General features: G+C 71.4%; 19 protein-coding genes. 12 read left to right on the top strand and 7 right to left on the bottom strand.

Going from position 1 to position 17,391, the window contains the following annotated elements; all coding sequences use genetic code 11:
- The first annotated feature begins 18 nt into the window (after nucleotides 1-18).
- Nucleotides 19-789 carry an isoprenyl transferase gene (locus tag KBX26_RS21370; protein WP_030328867.1) on the top strand — a complete coding sequence of 257 codons (771 nt, stop codon included), beginning with the start codon at nucleotides 19-21 and terminating at the stop codon, nucleotides 787-789.
- 60 nt (nucleotides 790-849) lie between these two features.
- Here the strand turns inward: KBX26_RS21370 and otsB are convergent, their stop codons facing one another.
- From otsB to KBX26_RS21355, 3 genes are all read right to left on the bottom strand, one after another.
- Nucleotides 850-1,674 (bottom strand): trehalose-phosphatase, encoded by an 825-nt coding sequence (gene otsB / locus KBX26_RS21365; RefSeq protein WP_210858719.1) that lies wholly within the window; start codon nucleotides 1,672-1,674, stop codon nucleotides 850-852.
- Between the two features lie 67 nt (nucleotides 1,675-1,741).
- Nucleotides 1,742-2,095: a hypothetical protein gene (locus KBX26_RS21360; RefSeq protein ID WP_030328864.1), complete on the bottom strand. Its 354-nt coding sequence runs from the start codon at nucleotides 2,093-2,095 to the stop codon at nucleotides 1,742-1,744.
- A 162-nt stretch (nucleotides 2,096-2,257) separates the two neighbouring features.
- Nucleotides 2,258-2,701, bottom strand: coding sequence for an XRE family transcriptional regulator (locus tag KBX26_RS21355; RefSeq protein WP_030328859.1), 444 nt, complete (start codon nucleotides 2,699-2,701; stop codon nucleotides 2,258-2,260).
- A 264-nt stretch (nucleotides 2,702-2,965) separates the two neighbouring features.
- Here KBX26_RS21355 and KBX26_RS21350 point away from each other — a divergent pair, with 264 nt between their 5' ends.
- From KBX26_RS21350 to KBX26_RS21320, 7 genes are all read left to right on the top strand, one after another.
- Complete coding sequence (locus KBX26_RS21350; RefSeq protein WP_030328857.1) at nucleotides 2,966-3,310, top strand: hypothetical protein; 345 nt, start codon at nucleotides 2,966-2,968, stop codon at nucleotides 3,308-3,310.
- A 31-nt stretch (nucleotides 3,311-3,341) separates the two neighbouring features.
- On the top strand, nucleotides 3,342-3,677 hold the full coding sequence (locus KBX26_RS21345) for a hypothetical protein (protein ID WP_030328854.1): 336 nt from the start codon (nucleotides 3,342-3,344) through the stop codon (nucleotides 3,675-3,677).
- Between the two features lie 415 nt (nucleotides 3,678-4,092).
- Nucleotides 4,093-5,508, top strand: coding sequence for a PhoH family protein (locus KBX26_RS21340; protein ID WP_030328848.1), 1,416 nt, complete (start codon nucleotides 4,093-4,095; stop codon nucleotides 5,506-5,508).
- Nucleotides 5,509-5,785: 277 nt separating this feature from the next.
- On the top strand, nucleotides 5,786-6,463 hold the full coding sequence (locus tag KBX26_RS21335) for a lytic transglycosylase domain-containing protein (RefSeq protein ID WP_210861170.1): 678 nt from the start codon (nucleotides 5,786-5,788) through the stop codon (nucleotides 6,461-6,463).
- A 105-nt stretch (nucleotides 6,464-6,568) separates the two neighbouring features.
- The gene (locus KBX26_RS21330) at nucleotides 6,569-7,222 is read left to right on the top strand and encodes a rhomboid family intramembrane serine protease (RefSeq protein ID WP_030328841.1); all 654 of its coding nucleotides are present in this window, start codon (nucleotides 6,569-6,571) and stop codon (nucleotides 7,220-7,222) included.
- 106 nt (nucleotides 7,223-7,328) lie between these two features.
- Entirely contained in the window at nucleotides 7,329-8,297 is a 969-nt protein-coding gene (locus tag KBX26_RS21325; protein WP_030328840.1) for an NAD(P)/FAD-dependent oxidoreductase, read from the top strand.
- 65 nt (nucleotides 8,298-8,362) lie between these two features.
- On the top strand, nucleotides 8,363-10,186 hold the full coding sequence (locus KBX26_RS21320; protein ID WP_210866254.1) for a hypothetical protein: 1,824 nt from the start codon (nucleotides 8,363-8,365) through the stop codon (nucleotides 10,184-10,186).
- A 163-nt stretch (nucleotides 10,187-10,349) separates the two neighbouring features.
- Here the strand turns inward: KBX26_RS21320 and KBX26_RS21315 are convergent, their stop codons facing one another.
- The gene (locus KBX26_RS21315; protein ID WP_307857874.1) at nucleotides 10,350-11,321 is read right to left on the bottom strand and encodes a DMT family transporter; all 972 of its coding nucleotides are present in this window, start codon (nucleotides 11,319-11,321) and stop codon (nucleotides 10,350-10,352) included.
- Complete coding sequence (glpX, locus tag KBX26_RS21310) at nucleotides 11,318-12,349, bottom strand: class II fructose-bisphosphatase (RefSeq protein WP_030328833.1); 1,032 nt, start codon at nucleotides 12,347-12,349, stop codon at nucleotides 11,318-11,320. Before glpX ends, KBX26_RS21315 begins: the two co-directional genes overlap by 4 nt.
- Nucleotides 12,350-12,508: 159 nt before the next feature.
- Between glpX and KBX26_RS21305 the strand changes: the two genes are divergently transcribed.
- Nucleotides 12,509-13,156, top strand: coding sequence for a DUF4245 domain-containing protein (locus KBX26_RS21305; protein ID WP_210866253.1), 648 nt, complete (start codon nucleotides 12,509-12,511; stop codon nucleotides 13,154-13,156).
- A gap of 208 nt (nucleotides 13,157-13,364) precedes the next feature.
- Nucleotides 13,365-14,210, top strand: coding sequence for a hypothetical protein (locus KBX26_RS21300; RefSeq protein ID WP_030328829.1), 846 nt, complete (start codon nucleotides 13,365-13,367; stop codon nucleotides 14,208-14,210).
- Nucleotides 14,211-14,249: 39 nt separating this feature from the next.
- Here KBX26_RS21300 and KBX26_RS21295 read toward each other — a convergent pair whose 3' ends face one another.
- Complete coding sequence (locus KBX26_RS21295; RefSeq protein ID WP_030328827.1) at nucleotides 14,250-14,471, bottom strand: exodeoxyribonuclease VII small subunit; 222 nt, start codon at nucleotides 14,469-14,471, stop codon at nucleotides 14,250-14,252.
- A gap of 45 nt (nucleotides 14,472-14,516) precedes the next feature.
- Nucleotides 14,517-15,749 carry an exodeoxyribonuclease VII large subunit gene (gene xseA, locus KBX26_RS21290; protein ID WP_245233528.1) on the bottom strand — a complete coding sequence of 411 codons (1,233 nt, stop codon included), beginning with the start codon at nucleotides 15,747-15,749 and terminating at the stop codon, nucleotides 14,517-14,519.
- Between the two features lie 143 nt (nucleotides 15,750-15,892).
- Here xseA and KBX26_RS21285 point away from each other — a divergent pair, with 143 nt between their 5' ends.
- Nucleotides 15,893-16,879: a 4-hydroxy-3-methylbut-2-enyl diphosphate reductase gene (locus tag KBX26_RS21285; RefSeq protein ID WP_124770510.1), complete on the top strand. Its 987-nt coding sequence runs from the start codon at nucleotides 15,893-15,895 to the stop codon at nucleotides 16,877-16,879.
- A gap of 40 nt (nucleotides 16,880-16,919) precedes the next feature.
- Nucleotides 16,920-17,354 (top strand): hypothetical protein, encoded by a 435-nt coding sequence (locus tag KBX26_RS21280; protein ID WP_210866252.1) that lies wholly within the window; start codon nucleotides 16,920-16,922, stop codon nucleotides 17,352-17,354.
- The last annotated feature ends 37 nt before the right edge of the window (nucleotides 17,355-17,391 follow it).

The following is a 17,391-nucleotide window of genomic DNA, read 5'->3' as shown; positions in this document are numbered from 1 at the left end:
TCGCTACGCTGCTAGGTGATGACGCTGCGGAACCTTATCTACTCCGTGTACGAGCGCCGGCTCACGGCAAAGCTCGCCGGTAAGCCCGTGCCCCGCCATGTCGGGGTGATGTGCGACGGCAACCGCCGCTGGGCGCGGGAGATGGGCTTCGTCGACCCGAACGACGGGCACCGGGTCGGCGCCGCGAAGATCAAGCATGTCCTCGCCTGGTGTGACCAGGCTGGCGTCGGGCACGTGACCCTCTACCTGCTGGCCACCGACAACCTGCGTCGCCCGGCGAGCGAGCTGGATCCACTGGTGAAGATCATCGAGGATCTGGTGGTGGAGCTGGCCGAGGAGGGCAACCCCTGGCGGCTGCGCATGGTCGGTGCGCTCGACCTGCTGCCGGCGCAGACCGCGGCGGCGCTCAAGGGCGCCGAGGAACGCACCCTCGACCGCAGCGGAGGGGCGGAGGTGAACATCGCGGTGGGCTACGGCGGTCGGCGGGAGATCACCGACGCGGTCCGCTCCCTGCTGCTGGAACACGCAGCCGCCGGCGGGACCCTTGAGGAACTGGCCGAGGTGCTGGACGTCGAGCACATCAGCGAGCACCTCTACACGCGCGGCCAGCCCGACCCTGACCTGGTCATCCGCACCAGCGGCGAGCAGCGGCTCTCCGACTTCATGCTGTGGCAGTCCGCGCACTCGGAGTTCTACTTCTGCGAGCTCAACTGGCCGGATTTCCGGCATATCGACTTCCTGCGGGCCCTGCGCTCGTACGCCAACAGGCAACGCCGCTACGGCACCTGACCGGGCGGCGACGCCGTCGGTCGCCGCTCGATCAGAGCAGGCCGGTCAGAGCAAGGCCGGTCAGGGCAGGTGGGTCAGCGCCCGGGTGAGGAAGTCGCCCAGGGCGGCCGGCGACTCGATCGTCAGGTCGGCGGCGTTGGCCACCTCATGTCCGGTCTCCGAGTTGGCCACCGCCACGCACACGCCGAGGAAGTCCGGATCGGCGGCGGCGCGAGCGCGCAGCGCGGCGAAGGCCTTGATGTCGGAGACGTCGTCGCCGAAGTACCAGGCGCCGGTGGCGCCCTTGATCGCCTCGCCGATGACCATGCCCTTGTCCCGGTCGACCGGCGGCTTGAGCTCCAGCACCATCCGCCCGGCCTGCGAACGCAACCCCAGGCGGTCGGCCTGCGACTGACCCCACTGCTGCACCGTCGGGCCGAGTTGCGGGGCGGTACGCCAGTGCAGCGCGACCGAGAGCCGCTTGTACTCCACCAGCGTGCCGGGAGGCAGCTCCGCCCGGGCCAGGTCGGCCAGCTCGGACATTGTCGGAACCCAGGGCAGCGCCGCCGGTTCGGTGACGGTCTCCCCGCCGGAGTGGCTGTGCTCCAGCCCGTAGAGACCGTAGAGGTCCACGCCGGCGAGCCCGCCGAGCTGGTCCCGAAGGAACTCGACGGGTCGGGCGGAGACGATCGCGACCCGCTGCACGACCGGGGCGAGCGCCTCGATCGCGGCCAACGCGTTGGGAGCCGGGCGTACCGCGGTCGGATCGTCGTCGACGGGCGCGAGCGTGCCGTCGAAGTCGAAGAAGAGCACGGTCCCGGCCGCCCGACTGGCGGTTGCCCGCCAGGCCTGGTCGGCGTCCAACGGGGTTTTCGGCTGCTGATTGCCCAGATTCAACGGCGGCACGCGCGTCAGCGTACCCCGGCGATCCAGGCTCATTCCTGGCCGAGCGGACCCGTTGTGCGGTAGGCGATCAGCGTTCGGCAGCTCCTCGTCCGCGCCGGCCGAACGGCACCACCGCCGCCTCCTGGCCGTGGCTCAACAGGTAGCCCTCCACGAACCCGGTGTTCCGATCGCCGGTGTGGTGTTCGATCTCGTTGAGCCGGGCCACCAGGAACTCGGTGAGCGCGCTGATCCGGTTGTTCAGGCGCTCGTGCAGCTCGGCGACGACGGCCAGGACGACCGCGGTGCCGGCGGTGATGAGCGCAAAGAGGTTGACGAGCAGCGGAAGCTGCCCGCCGTCGACCACGAGGGTCACTGTGTTGCCGGTCACCCACAGTGTCACCGACACCGTTGCGACCACGACTGCCAACCACTTCAGGGTCATGGACAGACCCCTCCTTCTGTCCCGCAGGGCTGGGTTCGGCCTTGTCCCGTCCCCCCGCCGATGACGAGCCCAAGCAGTACGAATAGGGACGCTAGCGTGCCCGTTCCAACCCCGGAGGTAAACGAATGAACCTGACCAGGCGTTCTTTCGCTATCTGAGGAACTAGCCTGCCTGATTGCCCCTTTTTCGGACATCGACCGGCAGCGTTGGGCGGTATGCGAGGTATCTGATGGTTTCGCGGATGTGGAACTTCTCCGCGTCCGACACCTGCGGGTCGACCAGCCGGCGCAGCAGGGCCTCGACGTCGGGGTCCATCGGAGGGGCGGCCTGGCCGGTGCGGGGGCCGGTCGCGGTGCGGTCCCAGCCGAGGGCGGCGAAGGCGGCGGCCGGGTTCAGGCCCAGCCCCTCGCAGAAGGCGACCACCCGTTCGGCCTCCGGGTCGCTGGCCCAGTCGCCCCGGACCCAGCGGTTGATGGTCTGCCGGGAGACGCCGGTGCGCCGGGACACCTCGGTGCCGCTCCAGGCTCGGGTCGCCCGTGCCTCGTCCAGGGCCCGTCGGACGAAGGTGGCGAAGGCGATCTTCCGCGCATTGGCCGTCTCGGTCACTCCGTGACGGTACGGCCAGCCGGCGGAGGGTGGGTACGACGGCTCGCCACTGTCACGCGGACGTGACGAGGCGTTCGGATTTCCGGTAAACGAGTCAGTGCCACTGTTGAGGGGTGTCACGCGGGCAGAATAGATGAACGTAGTGGCAAACGTAACCGGACGAAAAGCTGATACTGTCACGTCCATGGGACAATCTACGGTGTGTCACGTGCATGAGACGACTGGTGCTCACATGCGTCACGCCCCCGGTGCCAGGGGGCCGTGGTGACCGAGCTCGCCACCCGCGCCCAGGCCTTCGGGCTGATCGCCGAGGGCGTCGCTGCGGGGCTGACCGCCCCCTGGCGCCTCTACCTCGCCCGAGGCTGCCGTTACCTGTCGCTGAGCGTCGGCGATCGTGCCGAGTGGAACGCCTGGCGTACCCATCTCGGCTGCCCCGAGCTGAGTGTCCGGGTCTACGACGCCGGCGGCGAGATCCGCCGGTCCTCGGTGGCCGAAGTCGTGCTGGACGGCTGCCGGATCAGCGTCGAGCTGGTCGAAGAGGTCAGCACCGACGACCTGGACCGGTTGCTCGTCGCCGACCCCACCACGATCGAGCCGGAGGAGCGATGACCTGGCGTCCCGGCTGGGCCGGAGCTGCCCGATGAGCCCTTTTCTCGCGGTGTTCCTCGTCCTGGTGCTCGGCGCCACCAGCTACGCGGCCGGGCGGCTGCACGGGCAGCTCAGCTATCGCATCGGTTACCGCTTCGGTTACCGGCAGGGCTACTTCGACGGTGACCGGGGCGCCTGGAACCGGCGTCGGCGGGACGCCCAGGCGGCCATCGCCTCGGCCCTGTCGGTCTCGCCCGCGGGAGTGGTCCGCTCGGCTGGTGCCGTCGCCCGCCCCGGCACCACGTACACCGGCTCGTCGTTCAGCGCGCCGGCCGCCCCGATCACCGGGCGGCACCCGACCGGCACGCTCGTCCGACGGACCGGTTGAGGTCGGTCGGCGGGGTCCGCCCCGCCGACCGGTGCCACGAACGCGGTGCGTCGTCCGCGGCGGACACGCACCGTCGGGGTCACGTCAGACCGGTGACGGTGGCCCCAACCGGCCGGGATGCGCGCAGGGGGCATGCATCCCGGCCGGTTCCGCCGTGCCCGCGACGGTGCCTTTCGGCTGGTGCCGGCGTCGGCGCGGCGCTGTTCACGAGCGCGCCGTGGGAGATCCACGTTCGGCCTCTAGCCGGGAAGGTCCGGCGGGGCTAGCGTCTAGGCATGGCACGGGGTTCTCCCGAGCCAGCCGGTCCGCCCGGATCTGCGACCTCGCGCACGGGGTTCCGCATCCGACCCCGTGTCCCCGGGCACCGGAGGAGGCGGAACACGGGTGGCGGGTGCCCATCCGTCGGAGCAGGCCTGTGACGACTCGCCGTACCATCGCCGGTGCCGACCAGACCCCGGCCGCGACTGCCACGACCCGCCGCGCCACCAGGAGCCGCCGTTCGGCGGCCGCCGCGCCGGCCGACCCCAAGGAGCCACGACCAGCCGGCCAGGCCTTCGTCCTGGACACGTCGGTGCTGCTCTCCGATCCGGCGGCATTCCACCGGTTCGCGGAGCACGAGGTGGTGCTGCCTCTGGTGGTCATCACCGAGCTGGAGGGCAAGCGGCACCATCCGGAGCTGGGCTGGTTCGCCCGGCAGTCGCTGCGGATGCTCGACGACCTGCGGGTCCGGCATGGTCGACTCGACCATCCGGTGCCCGCCAACGACGTCGGCGGCACCCTGCGGGTGGAGCTGAACCACACCGACGACGGTGTCCTGCCGCCCGGCTTCCGCACCGAGAGCAACGACGCCCGGATCCTCTCCGTCGCGCTGAACCTCGCCGCCGAGGGGCGGGAGGTGACCCTGGTCAGCAAGGACATGCCGCTGCGGGTCAAGGCCGCCTCGGTGGGCCTGCGCGCCGACGAGTACCGCCACGGCCAGGCCAGTGACCCGACCTGGACCGGCATGTCGGAGCTGGAGTTGAGCGAGGAGCAGATCGGCCAGCTCTACGCCGGCGAGACGCTCGACCTCGACGAGGCGGCCGGGCTGCCCTGTCACACCGGTCTGGTGCTGCACTCGGCGCGTGGCTCGGCGCTCGGCCGGGTGCTGCCGGACAAGTCGGTGCGGCTGGTCCGGGGCGACCGGGAGGCGTTCGGGCTGCACGGTCGCTCGGCCGAGCAGCGGATCGCTCTCGACCTGCTGCTGGACGAGTCGATCGGGATCGTCTCGCTGGGCGGCCGGGCCGGCACCGGAAAGTCGGCGCTGGCGCTCTGCGCCGGGCTGGAGGCGGTGATGGAGCGTCGTCGGCACAAGAAGGTGATCGTGTTCCGCCCGCTGTACGCGGTAGGTGGCCAGGAGTTGGGCTACCTGCCGGGTTCGGAGTCGGAGAAGATGTCGCCGTGGGCGCAGGCGGTCTTTGACACGCTCGGCGCGGTGGTGCACGAGAACGTGCTGGAGGAGGTCACCTCGCGGGGCATCCTGGAGGTGCTGCCGCTGACCCACATCCGGGGGCGCAGCCTGCACGACGCCTACGTGATCGTGGACGAGGCCCAGTCGCTGGAGCGCGGGGTGTTGTTGACGGTGCTGTCCCGGATCGGGCAGGGCTCGCGGGTGGTGCTCACCCACGACGTGGCCCAGCGGGACAATCTGCGGGTCGGTCGGCACGACGGGGTGACGGCGGTCATCGAGGCGCTCAAGGGCCATCAGCTCTTCGCACACGTCACCCTCAGCCGTTCGGAGCGGTCGCCGATCGCCGCGATGGTCACCGACCTCCTGGAGGACATCCCGATCTGACGGGCGCTTTAGGGGGATTCGTCCCTATTTTTAGTGTGGCCCAGATCACAAACGGCCCGGTCCGTTTCCCATCAGCCTCACTGTGCGCAATCGTGTCCCACGAGCGTCCACGCACCACAGGAATCGTTGGTGATCGAACGTCGCGAGACGGACGACATCAGCGACGATCGGTGCGTCAGCGCGACCGGCAACCGGTCGGGGCGCTCGTGGCACGGCTGACGGCCCACCTGCGGCCCGCGCCGCGCCACGTCCTTGCTCCCGACGAAGGGACCACTTCGTGAGTCGGCTGTGGAGCCGGTTGGGCGCCCGTACGGCTGCTGTAGCGCTGCTCTCCGTGGGCGTTGCCGGTGGCTTCTACCTGGGCGAAGACCGGGAAACCCAGCAACAGGGCCTGGCCGACAAGGTCAGCGTCGAGGTCGACCGGGCCGACCTCGCGTACCAGCGTGAGCGGCAGGCCGCTCACCAGGTGCAGTTCTCCAAGCAACGCGCCGCCGAGTACCAGGCGAAGCTGCGGGCGAAGCAGGCCGCGAAGGAAGCCGCCGAGCGGGCACGCCAGGCCGAGGCCGCTGCGGCGTCGCGCAAACGTGAGCGCGCGGCCGCGAACGCGGCCGCGAAGCCGTACGACGGGCCGATCCCGGCGTCCTGCGCCGAGTACAGCGGCAACCGCAAGACCGGCTGCGCTCTGATGATCGACGCCGGCTTCGGCATCTCCGAGTTCCCCTGCCTGGAGAAGCTCTGGACCAAGGAGAGCGGCTGGAACCACAAGGCCAGCAACTCCTCGTCCGGTGCGTACGGCATCCCGCAGTCGCTGCCGGGCAGCAAGATGGGCTCCGTCGCATCCGACTGGCGAACCAACCCGGCCACCCAGATCAAGTGGGGGTTGGGCTACATCAAGGGCAGGTACAAGACGCCCTGCGGTGCCTGGACCTACTTCCAGAACAACGGGCACTACTGACGCTCTCGACGCGGGGCGGGTGGGAGACCACCCGCCCCGCTGTCGCGCGTACCCCGGTCGGGACGTGAGTGGCGGTCGGCCGCTTTTGCTGATAGCAGTTGTACGGTGACCCTGCACCCGTCAAGCGGCGACCCGTTCCGGTTCGGCACCGAGGCGTTCTACGCCTCGCTCGGCCGGGCCTTCGTCGCCATGTGCGCGGTGGTCCCGTTCCTGTTTCTCATCGAGGCCGTCGACCAGGGGCTGGCGTTCGGCCTGGACGCCACCGCCGGCATCATCCCGCAACGCATCGACGGGCTGGACGGGGTCTTCTTCTCCCCGTTCCTGCACCACGGCTTCGACCACCTCTACAGCAACAGCATCCCGCTGATCCTGCTGGGCACCTTCGTCCTCGCCGCCGGTGCCCGCCGGTTCCTCTGGTCGACCCTGATCATCATCCTGGTCAGTGGGCTCGGCGTGTGGTTCACCGGCTCGCCCAACTCGGTGGTGGTCGGCGCCAGCGGTGTCATCTTCGGCTACCTGGGCATCCTGCTCACCCGGGGCATCGTCGAGCGCAGCTGGTGGAACTTCGCGGTCTTCCTCCTGGTCGGTCTGCTCTACGGCTGGCAACTGGTCGGCATTCTCCCCACCGACGAGCGGATCTCCTGGCAGGGTCACCTGTTCGGCCTGCTCGGCGGGGTGGTGGCGGCGATCCTGTTCCGGCGGCGGCGACCGGCGGTGGACGGCCCGGACTATTCAGGTTCCACGCTCAGCCTGCCCTGAGCCGATTCTCCGGCGCGCCTCTGGGACGTCCTTGCCCGACTGTCGCCGCCCGCCTACGGTCGAGATCAGCACGCGTTGATCCGTAAGCGGAAAGCGACGGTACGCCATGCGCGAGGTCGATGTCGCCGTGATCGGGGCCGGTCCGGCCGGCCTCTTCGCCGCGTACTACGCCGGGTTCCGAGGGCTGTCGGTGGCGGTGATCGACGCGTTGCCCGAACCGGGCGGCCAGGTCACTGCCATGTACCCGGAGAAGCTGATCCTCGACGTCGCCGGCTTTCCCGCCGTCAAGGGCCGTGATCTGGTGGCCAACCTGGTGGCCCAGGCAGCGCCGTTCAATCCGCGGTACCTGCTCGGCACCCGGGCGGAGAAGCTCTCGTACGCTGACGGCCGACCGGTGCTGGGCCTGGCCGGCGGTGAGCAACTCGCCTGCGGCGCGATAGTGGTCACCGGCGGGCTCGGCAGCTTCAGCCCTCGGCCGTTGCCGTGCGCCGACGGCGCCCCCGGGTCAGGGATCGTCTACTTCGTGACCGAGCCGACCGAGCTGGCCGATCGGGACGTGCTGATCGTCGGTGGTGGCGACTCCGCCTTCGACTGGGCGTTGGCCCTGCAACCGCTGGCCCGGTCGGTGACCCTCGTACACCGACGGGAGAAGTTCCGGGCGCACGCCTCGACCGTCGCCCGGGTGCTCGCGCTGCCGGTGCGGGTCGTGGTCAACGCCGAGGTCACCAGGCTGCTCGGGGACGGCACGGTGACCGGTGCCGAGGTGACAGTGCGCGGCGGCGCCACCGAGACGTTGCCGGTGGACGTCGTGGTGGCCGCCCTCGGTTTCACCGCCGACCTGGGCCCGCTCGCCGAGTGGGGGCTACGGCTGGACCGCCGCCACATCCTGGTGGACAGCGCGATGGCCACCAACCTGCCCCGGGTCTTCGCGGCGGGCGACATCACCGAGTACCCGGGCAAGGTCCGGCTGATCGCCACCGGCTTCGGTGAGGCGGCGACGGCGGTCAACAACGCGGCGGTGGCCATCGACCCGAGCGCCCACCTCTTCCCGGGGCACTCCTCCGATGCCGGCTGAGCGTCGGTACCGGACCCAGACCGACCTGAGCCCGGATCGAGACAGGTCGACCCGATCCTGAGGGGATGACGGGTTCCGCCACTCCCCAGGACGGCGCACCCACCACGCTGTCCTGGCTCTGCCACACTGCCACTCTGTTCGCGCTGGCCCTGCTGCTGGTCAACGATCATGTGCTGAAGGCGGCCTTCCCCGGCCCGGTGACCGGCAAGCTGAGTGACGTCGCCGGGCTGGTGCTCACCCCACCGCTGGTCGCGGTGCTGCTGACCCTCCTGCTGCCACGACTGCCGGCCCGGAGGGCCGCATCCGTCGCCCTGGCCACTGTGGGTGCCGGGTTCGCGGTGGTCAAATCCAGTGGGTACGCCGCCGAACTCGCCTCCTCGGCCTGGACCGTGCTGGCCGGGCCGTCGCTGGTCCGGGCCGACTGGACCGACCTGTTCACCCTGCCGGCGCTCGGCCTGGCCTGGTGGAGCTGGCGGCGGTCACGTCGCCGCCCGGTGCGCCGACGGACCGCCCGGCTGGTCCGGATGCTGGTGGTGCTGCCACCGGCGGTCTTCGCGGTGGCCGCCACCAGCCAGTACCAGTACCCGTACGCCGTGGGCACCGCCCTGCTCGACGGTCACCCGGCGATCTCGATCGGCGTGGGATACAACGATCGGACCTGGCCGGAGGGGCCGGCTGACGGCCGATGGTCGATCAGCCAGGACGGGGGGAACACCTGGCGGCCCGCCGCCGACGGCGAGGAACAGCGGTTGTCCCGCCAGGGCCCCGGGCAGCGGCAGGCGTGTGTGCCCACCGAGCCGCAGCGGTGCTACCGGGCGGTCGCCGAGCACCTGCGGGTGGAGCAGAGTGACGACGCGGGCGTGACCTGGCAGGTGGCCTGGGAGGTGTCGGACGCGCGCCGCGAGGGGATGGCCCGCCGGTTCGCCAACCCAGGTGACATCCGCCGGCACTTCGCCTCCCGCGATCTGATCGTCTATCCGGCCGCCGGTGGCGGCCACGAGGTGCTGGTCGCCAACGGGCGCGACGGCATCCTGCACCGGAGAGCGGACGGCGGATGGCAACGCGACGGCTTCCGACATCACGCGGGACCGGACGACGGAGGCTGGACCGAGCCGCCCGCGCTGGACGGCGGGCTCGGCAGCCGCGACACGGACCTGCAGCTCGCCCTCGCGCTCGCGCTGACCCTCGGCGTTACGGTCACCGTGCTCGCTGGTCATCTGGCGATCCGTCGCGGGGGCGGTCCGCGCTGGTGGGGGGTCGCCGGCAGCGGGGAGATAGTGGTCGCGGGGATCGTGCTGGCGGGCGCCTGGGGGCGCAACGATGACTCCTCGACGGGCATGGCCCTGCTGTTCGTCGTTCTGCCCCTGAACGTCGTGACAGCGACGGCCATGCTCGTTCGGGTCTCCTACCAGGACGCACTGACCCGATGGAGCGGATGGGCACTCACCGGGCTGCTGCTCACCGCGCTCCTCTCCCTGGTGCCGCTAGTGGGTTGGCTGGGCGGGAACCCTGCGCAGAGCAGGGTCGCCGTGGCGCTCGCCCTGCTGGCCCTGGTGCCGGGCGTGCTGCTCGCCGTCCGGATCGCCCGGCTGTACGACCCGGCCCGGGCGTTTGGGCACCGATACCCACCGCACCCGTCCGATCCGCCCTACCCGCAGTACCCGCCGCACCCGCCCGCGGTTCCCGATCGGCCCTACCCGCCCTACCCATCGCACCCGCCCGCGGTGCCCGATCCGTCCTACCCGCTCGACCCGCCCTACCCGTTCGAACCGCCGGATCGGCTGTCGTCTAGGACGCCGCCAGCGCCCCCGACATCCCCAGCGCCGCCGGAGTCGTCCCATCCGGTGCTCCGGCCTTCCGTGCCGGATCCGTCAGCCGAGTCGGGGTAGGCCGCTCAGGTCGGCGCGTGGTCGAGGTCCGGGTGCCGTGGTGCGGGCTGGCGCCGTTCGGCCCGGCCGCACGATGACGAAGTCGACCCCGGTGCGCTCACGGCGACCGTGGGGGCCCTGGGCGGCCGATCCGCGCCAGGTGCGTCGCCGGCCCGCTGACGGCTCAGCGGCGGGCCGGCGGGGCGAGCGCGGCGATCAGCACTGCCACCATGGTCAGCGCCGCCCCCAGCAGGGTGTTCACCCCGGGGTGCGAGGCCGCCGTGGGGAGGACCAGGTCCAGCAGCACGGCGCCGACGATCTGCCCGGCGATGGTGGCCAGGCCGAGCAGCAGCACACCGGTGAAACGCACGATCGCGGCGGCGATCGCGATGAACACGATGCCGATCGGGCCGCCCAGGTAGAGCCACGGCTCGGACGGCAGATGGCCACCGGGCCAGCCGCGTACGACGATGTCGATCGCGAACGCGACCAGCAGGGTGACAGTGCCGACGGCGAAGTTGACGAGCGTGGCGGTCAACGCGCTGTCGGCCGCCGCCCGGACCCGACCGTTGACGGCCTGCTGCCAGGCGATGCCCACCCCGGCGAGCAGCGGCAGCAGAGCCAGCGCCAGTGCGCCCGGGTCGCCCAGTCGGTCACCGACCGCCAGGCAGACCGCCAACACGGTGAGCACCGCGCCGGCCAGCCGCTGCCGGGTGACCGGCTGCCGGCCGGTGGGCCCGATCCCGGCCCGATCCACGGCAAGGCTGCTGCCGGTCTGGCCGGCCACCACCGCCACGGTGAAGACCGCCACGCCCAACGTGCCGATGGTGAGCCCCTGAGTGGCCACCAGGAACGCCCCGCACATGCCACCGAGGCACTGCCACGGCCGCAACGCGCCCGTCCGCAGGGCCCGCCGGGTCGCGGCCAGCCCGCGCCGGCCACCAGGGGTCGCGGGCACCAGCACCAGCAGCACCAGCAGGCCGAGGCCGAACGACACCACCGCGGCGGCGAAACCGTCCTCGAGGCGTACCCCCAGCTCGCCGTTGATCCGCGACTGCACCGCCACCGCGACCCCGGAGGCCGACGCGAGCGCGACGCCGGTGATCCGACGGGCGGCCGACAGGGTCTGCGGGGTCGCCGTGTCGGTGGCTGTCACTCCTGTTCAGCCAGCGGTCGACCATCGAAGTCGACAGCGGAGTAGAGCGCCAGCTTCTCCAGCCGGTGGTACGAGTCGATCACCCGGATGGTGCCGCTCTTCGAGCGCATCACGATCGACTGGGTGTACGCCCCGCCCGCCCGGTACCGCACGCCGCGCAGCAGGTCGCCGGAGGTGACCCCGGTCGCCACGAAGAAGCAGTTGTCGCCGGTGACGAGATCATCGGTGCCCAGCACCCGGTCCAGGTCGTGCCCGGCGGCGATCGCCTTCTCCCGCTCCTGCTCGTCGCGCGGCCAGAGCTTGGCCTGCATCGCACCGCCCATGCACTTGAGCGCGCACGCGGAGATGATGCCCTCCGGGGTGCCGCCGATGCCCATCAGCACGTCCACGTCCGACTCGCCCCGGGCGGCGGCGATGGAGCCGGCGATGTCGCCGTCGGAGATGAACCGGATACCCGCCCCGGCCCGGCGGATCTGCGTGACCAGGTCGTCGTGGCGGCTGCGGTCCAGCACGCAGACCGTCACCTCGGAGACGTCGGTGCCCTTGACCTTGGCGATCCGGCGCAGGTTCTCCGCCACCCCGGCGTTGATGTCGATCACGTCGGCGTACGCGGGCCCGACGGCGAGCTTCTCCATGTAGAACACGGCGCTGGGGTCGAACATCGCACCCCGCTCGGAGACGGCGAGCACCGCCACGGCGTTCGGCATGCCCTTGCTCATCAGGGTGGTGCCGTCCACCGGGTCGACGGCGACGTCCACCTCCGGGCCCGTGCCGTCGCCGACATGTTCGCCGTTGAAGAGCATCGGGGCGTTGTCCTTCTCGCCCTCGCCGATCACCACCACACCGCGCATCTGGATCGAGTTGATCAGCTTGCGCATCGCGTCGACAGCTGCTCCGTCGCCGCCCTCCTTGTCGCCCCGACCGACCCACCGGCCGGCGGCCATCGCCGCGGCCTCGGTGACCCGGACCAGGTCGAGGGCAAGGTTACGGTCGAGATCCTGTGGGATCCGCGTCCTGGTGTTCGTCATGACGGCTACTCCTCCTCGCGACGGTGCGGGGACGACCGGCCGCGGGGAGGCCCCCACCGCCGGCTTTGTCGCTGATCCTCACACGATGGCCGACGGGGCGTCGGCGCGGGGCGGTGATGGCCCGGATACCGCCGGTCGGGCGGCTGCGAAGATAGCGGGGTGGAACCCGCACAGCCAGCCGACCGCGTACCCGCCGACCGCACGCCGCCCGACGGTCAGCCGCCGGCCGACGTCCCCGCCGGTGGTGAGCCCGCCGCGACCGATCCGACCCCGACCCCGCCGCCAGCGGCGGCGGCCGGCAAGTCCGAGCGGTCGCCGAAGGACATGGCGATCTCGTTGCTGGTGCTGCTCGTCCCGATCGCGCTCCTGCTGGCGTTCTACCGGGGATTCCTCGGCGGCGACCAGGCCACCACCGTCGATCCGGCGCCCGCGATCGAGCAGGCCCGGTCGGCGAACGTCTTCCCGGTGAGCCAGCCGCAGGGGCTCGGCTCCGACTGGAAGACGGTCAGCGCCCGCTACCAGACCGTCGAGAACGGCGCGAGCCTGCGACTCGGCTACCTCACCCCGGAGGGGCGAGGCGTCCAACTGCTGCAGAGCAGCGTCCCGGCGGATCGTCTGCTCCCCGCCGAGCTGACCAGCCAGGGCCAGCCGCAGGGCCCCACCGAGCTGGCCGGGCGCACCTGGCAGCTCTACACCGCGCGGGGCAACCAACAGGCGCTGGTCCTGCTGGAGCCGACCCGCACGGTGATCGTCGTCGGCGACGCCCGGGACAACGAACTACGCGAACTGGCCGGCTCACTGCGCTGAGGGGACCTCGGCGGTCGATGGACCCGCCGGCGCCGAATCTGGGCAACCAGCCCGAAGGGTGATTGTCCGACGCCTCGACAGGGAACAAGGAGGGGGTGATCCGGGCGCGCTGCTCGGCCCGGATCGCGCGACGCAGCCGACGGTGCTGCTGCGTCGCCCGGTTTCCGGCGCCGTCCAGGTCGTCGGGTGACCCCCTTGGGAGACACGTATGACTGTTCGACGACTTGGCGCCGGCCTGGTAGCCGCCGCTCTGATCACGCCCGCACTGGCCGCCTGCGCCAGCGGAACCGGCACCACCGGCTCGACGCCGTCCCCGACGGTGACGGCGTCCGGCACGGCGAGCCCGTCCGGTGCCCCGGTGGCGGGCGACGCCAAGCAGGCCCTGCTCGACTCCACCAAGGAGATCAGCAACGGGAACTTCCGGTTCACGCTGGCCGGCGCCGGCTCGACGGCGGAGGGGCTGGTGCACCAGCCGAGCCAGAGCGCGGCGTTGAAGATCGCCATCGGTGGTCCCTCGTCCGACCTGGCGATGAAGCTCGACGTGATCCACTACAAGCCGGACAGCTGGGTCAAGTTGGAGCTGACCGGCCCCACCGCCAACAGCCTGCCCGCCATCAAGCAGCTCAACCTCGGCAAGTACCAGCACCTGGACCAGAACCGGATCAAGGGCAACCGCAACCTCGGCTTCGACTTCGACAAGGTCGACCCGGCCGGCAGCGCGGTGCTCACCCAGGGCATCACCGAGGTCCGCAGCACCGGCACCGGCACGTACGCCGGCACCATCGACGTCACCAAGGCCGCCGAGGCGGGCTCGTTGAACGCCGCCACGATCGCCGCGCTCGGCACCCAGGCGAAGACCGTCCCGTTCACCGCGAAGGTGGACCCGCAGGGCCGGCTCAGTGAGCTGGTGCTGCAACTGCCGGCCGCCGGGCAGACCGCCGCCCAGGAGATCAAGATGACGTACTCCGACTACGGTGCCGCCACCGCCGCGCAGAAGCCGCCGGCGGACCAGGTCGTCGAGGCGCCGGCCGAGCTGTACAGCCTGTTTAACTGACCTGCCCCGGTGGGGCGGCTCCGGCCGCCCCACCGGCGGTCAGGAAGCTGGTTCCTGCCGGGCGGCGTCGATCCGCGCCCGCGCGCCATCCAGCCAGCGTTGACAGATCACCGCCAGCGCCTCGCCGCGCTCCCAGAGCGCCAGCGACTCCTCCAGGGACGTGCCGCCGGCCTCCAGCCGCTCCACCACCGAGGCCAGCTCGGCGCGGGCCTGCTCGTAACTGAGCCGCTCGTCCGGCCCGGCCTTCGTGTCGTCAGTCATCGCGTTCATCTCAGCACACCCCTCCCCGCTGCGGCGCGTCGCCACTCAGCCATCGACTGTGGCGGCCAGCTCGCCGTCGGCCAGGCGTACCCGCAGCGGGTCGCCCTTGCCGACCTCCGCCGCCGCGCGGACCACCTGGCCGTCCGCGCGTTGCACGATCGCGTACCCCCGGTCGAGGGTGGCGGCGGGGGACAGGGCGCGCAGCCGCGCGAGGGTGTGCCGCAGGTCATCCTCGGCGGCGGTGAGCCGGTGCTCCAGGCATCGGCCGGCCCGCTGCCGCAACGCGGTCAGCTCGGTCGCCCGGTGCTCCACCATCACCTGCGGCCGGGCCAGCACCGGCCGGGACCGCAGCCCGTCGAGCCGGTGTGTCTCCCGGTCGACCAGGTTGCGCACCGCCCGTTCGAGGCGGTGTCGGGCCTGACCGATGAGGCGTACCTCCTCGGTGAGGTCGGGGACGACCCGCTTGGCCGCGTCGGTCGGGGTGGAGGCGCGGACGTCGGCCACGTAGTCGATCAGTGGCGCGTCCGTCTCGTGGCCGATCGCGCTGACCACCGGCGTACGACAGCCGAACACCGCGCGGCAGAGCGCCTCGTCGGAGAAGGGCAGCAGGTCCTCGATGCCGCCGCCACCCCGGGCGATGATGATCACATCGATGCTCGGGTCGGCGTCCAGCACCTTGAGCGCGTCGACGATCTGCGGGACCGCCGACGGGCCCTGCACTGCCACGTTGACCGTCCGGAACTCGACCGCCGGCCAGCGCCGTCGGGCGTTGGTCAGCACGTCCCGTTCGGCCGCCGAGGCGCGACCGGTGATGAGCCCGATCCGGCCGGGCAGGAAGGGCAGCCGACGCTTGCGGGCGCGGTCGAAGAGTCCTTCGGCGGCGAGCAGCTTCTTGAGCTTCTCCAGCCGGGCCAGCAGCTCGCCGAGGCCCACCTGGCGGATCTCGTCGGCGCGCAGGCTCAGCGTGCCCCGGGCGGCGTAGAACTCCGGCTTGGCGTGCAGCACCACGCGGGCGCCTTCGCGCAGCTCGGGTGCGCCGGCGTCCAGGACGTCCCGGTTGGTGGTGACGGTGAGGCTCAGGTCGGCCGACGGGTCGCGCAGGGTGAGGAAGACGGTGCTGGCTCCGGGGCGACGGCTGATCTGCGCCACCTGCCCGTCCACCCACACCCAGCCCAGTTTGGCGATCCAGGCCCCCACCTTCTGGCTGACCACCCGTACCGGCCAGGGCTCCTCAGCGCTGCTGGCCCCGCCGCCCCCCACCCGCCCGTCTCCGCTCACCCGCCCACCCTACGGACCCTCCCGGTGATCAAGAGGTTTGCGTCAGTGCTGGGCGCGTTTTTGACGCAAACCTCTTGATCACCGGGGCTCTGGGCGGGTCGCGGCCCACTGCCGGTGGGAAAGCCGGCACGTACGATGGGGTGGTGACTGAGGCTCAGGCGACTCACCGGACCGGCAAGCGCGTGCTCCTGGCCAAGCCCCGCGGCTACTGCGCGGGTGTCGACCGCGCGGTGCAGACCGTGGAGGAGGCGCTGAAGCTCTACGGTGCCCCCATCTACGTGCGCAAGCAGATCGTGCACAACAAGCACGTGGTGCAGACCCTGGAGGCCCAGGGCGCGATCTTCGTGGAGGAGAACGAGGAGGTGCCCGAGGGCGCCACCGTCATCTTCTCCGCGCACGGCGTGGCGCCGGAGGTGTACGAGCAGGCCAAGGCGCGTTCGCTGAAGGCGATCGACGCGACCTGCCCGCTGGTCACCAAGGTGCACCACGAGGCGCGGCGCTTCGCGGCCGAGGACTACGACATCCTGCTCATCGGCCACGAGGGGCACGAGGAGGTCATCGGCACCGCCGGTGAGGCCCCCGCGCACATCCAGCTGGTGGACGGCCCGGACGACGCCGACAAGATCACCGTACGTGATCCGGAGAAGGTGGTCTGGCTCTCCCAGACCACGCTCTCGGTCGACGAGACGCTGGAGACGGTGGCCCGGCTCAAGAAGCGGCTGCCGCTGTTGCAGTCCCCGCCCAGTGACGACATCTGCTACGCCACCTCCAACCGGCAGCACGTGGTCAAGGAGATCGCCGCCGACTGTGACGTGGTGATCGTCGTCGGCTCGACGAACTCCTCCAACTCGGTGCGCCTGGTCGAGGTCGCCCTGGACGCCGGCGCCCGCGCCGGTCACCTGGTCGACTTCGCGCACGAGATCGACGACGCCTGGCTGGAGGGCGCCACCACCGTCGGCCTGACCTCGGGCGCGAGCGTCCCGGACGACCTGGTCCAGGAGGTGCTGGTCCACCTCGCCGCGCGCGGTTTCGCCGACGTGGAGGAGATCACCACCGCCAACGAACGGCTCACGTTCTCGCTGCCGCAGGAGCTGAAGCGGGACATGAAGGCCGCTGCGGCGCGCGGCTGAACACGGGAACGAACTCGGGTCGGCGTACGTCAGATTCGGCATGAGGACTCTTCGGTTCGCCGTCCCCGCGCTTGCTGTCTGCGTGGCGCTGAGCGCCTGCGGCAACCAGGGCGGGGTGGGCGGCACACCAACCTCCACCCCGACGGGAGCGCAGCCGGTGACCAGCCAGCCCACGCCCGACCCGACCGTCTCGCCAGCGACAGTCACCCCCACCCCGCCGCCCGGAGGAAAGACTCCGAAACCGGGCGGCCCGAGCACGCCGCCGGGCGTCGGGGCCACCACGGTGAGCGGCACCGTGCAGAGCGGTGTGGAGCCCGGGTGCGTACTGCTCGGCGAATACCTGCTGCTCGGTGGCCCGCGTGACGTGCTGACGCCGGGCGCACGCGTCGAGGTCACCGGTCGGGTGGAGCCCGGCATGATGACCACCTGCCAGCAGGGCACCCCGTTCGTGGTGGAGAGCGCCCACCGGTCCTGACCACCCACCCTGACACGCGGGAGCCCGCCCCCGAACA

The organism is Micromonospora sp. C97 (assembly GCF_018070385.1).
Taxonomy (GTDB): Bacteria; Actinomycetota; Actinomycetes; order Mycobacteriales; family Micromonosporaceae; genus Micromonospora; species Micromonospora parva.
This window is presented reverse-complemented; position numbering and strand designations above follow the sequence as displayed.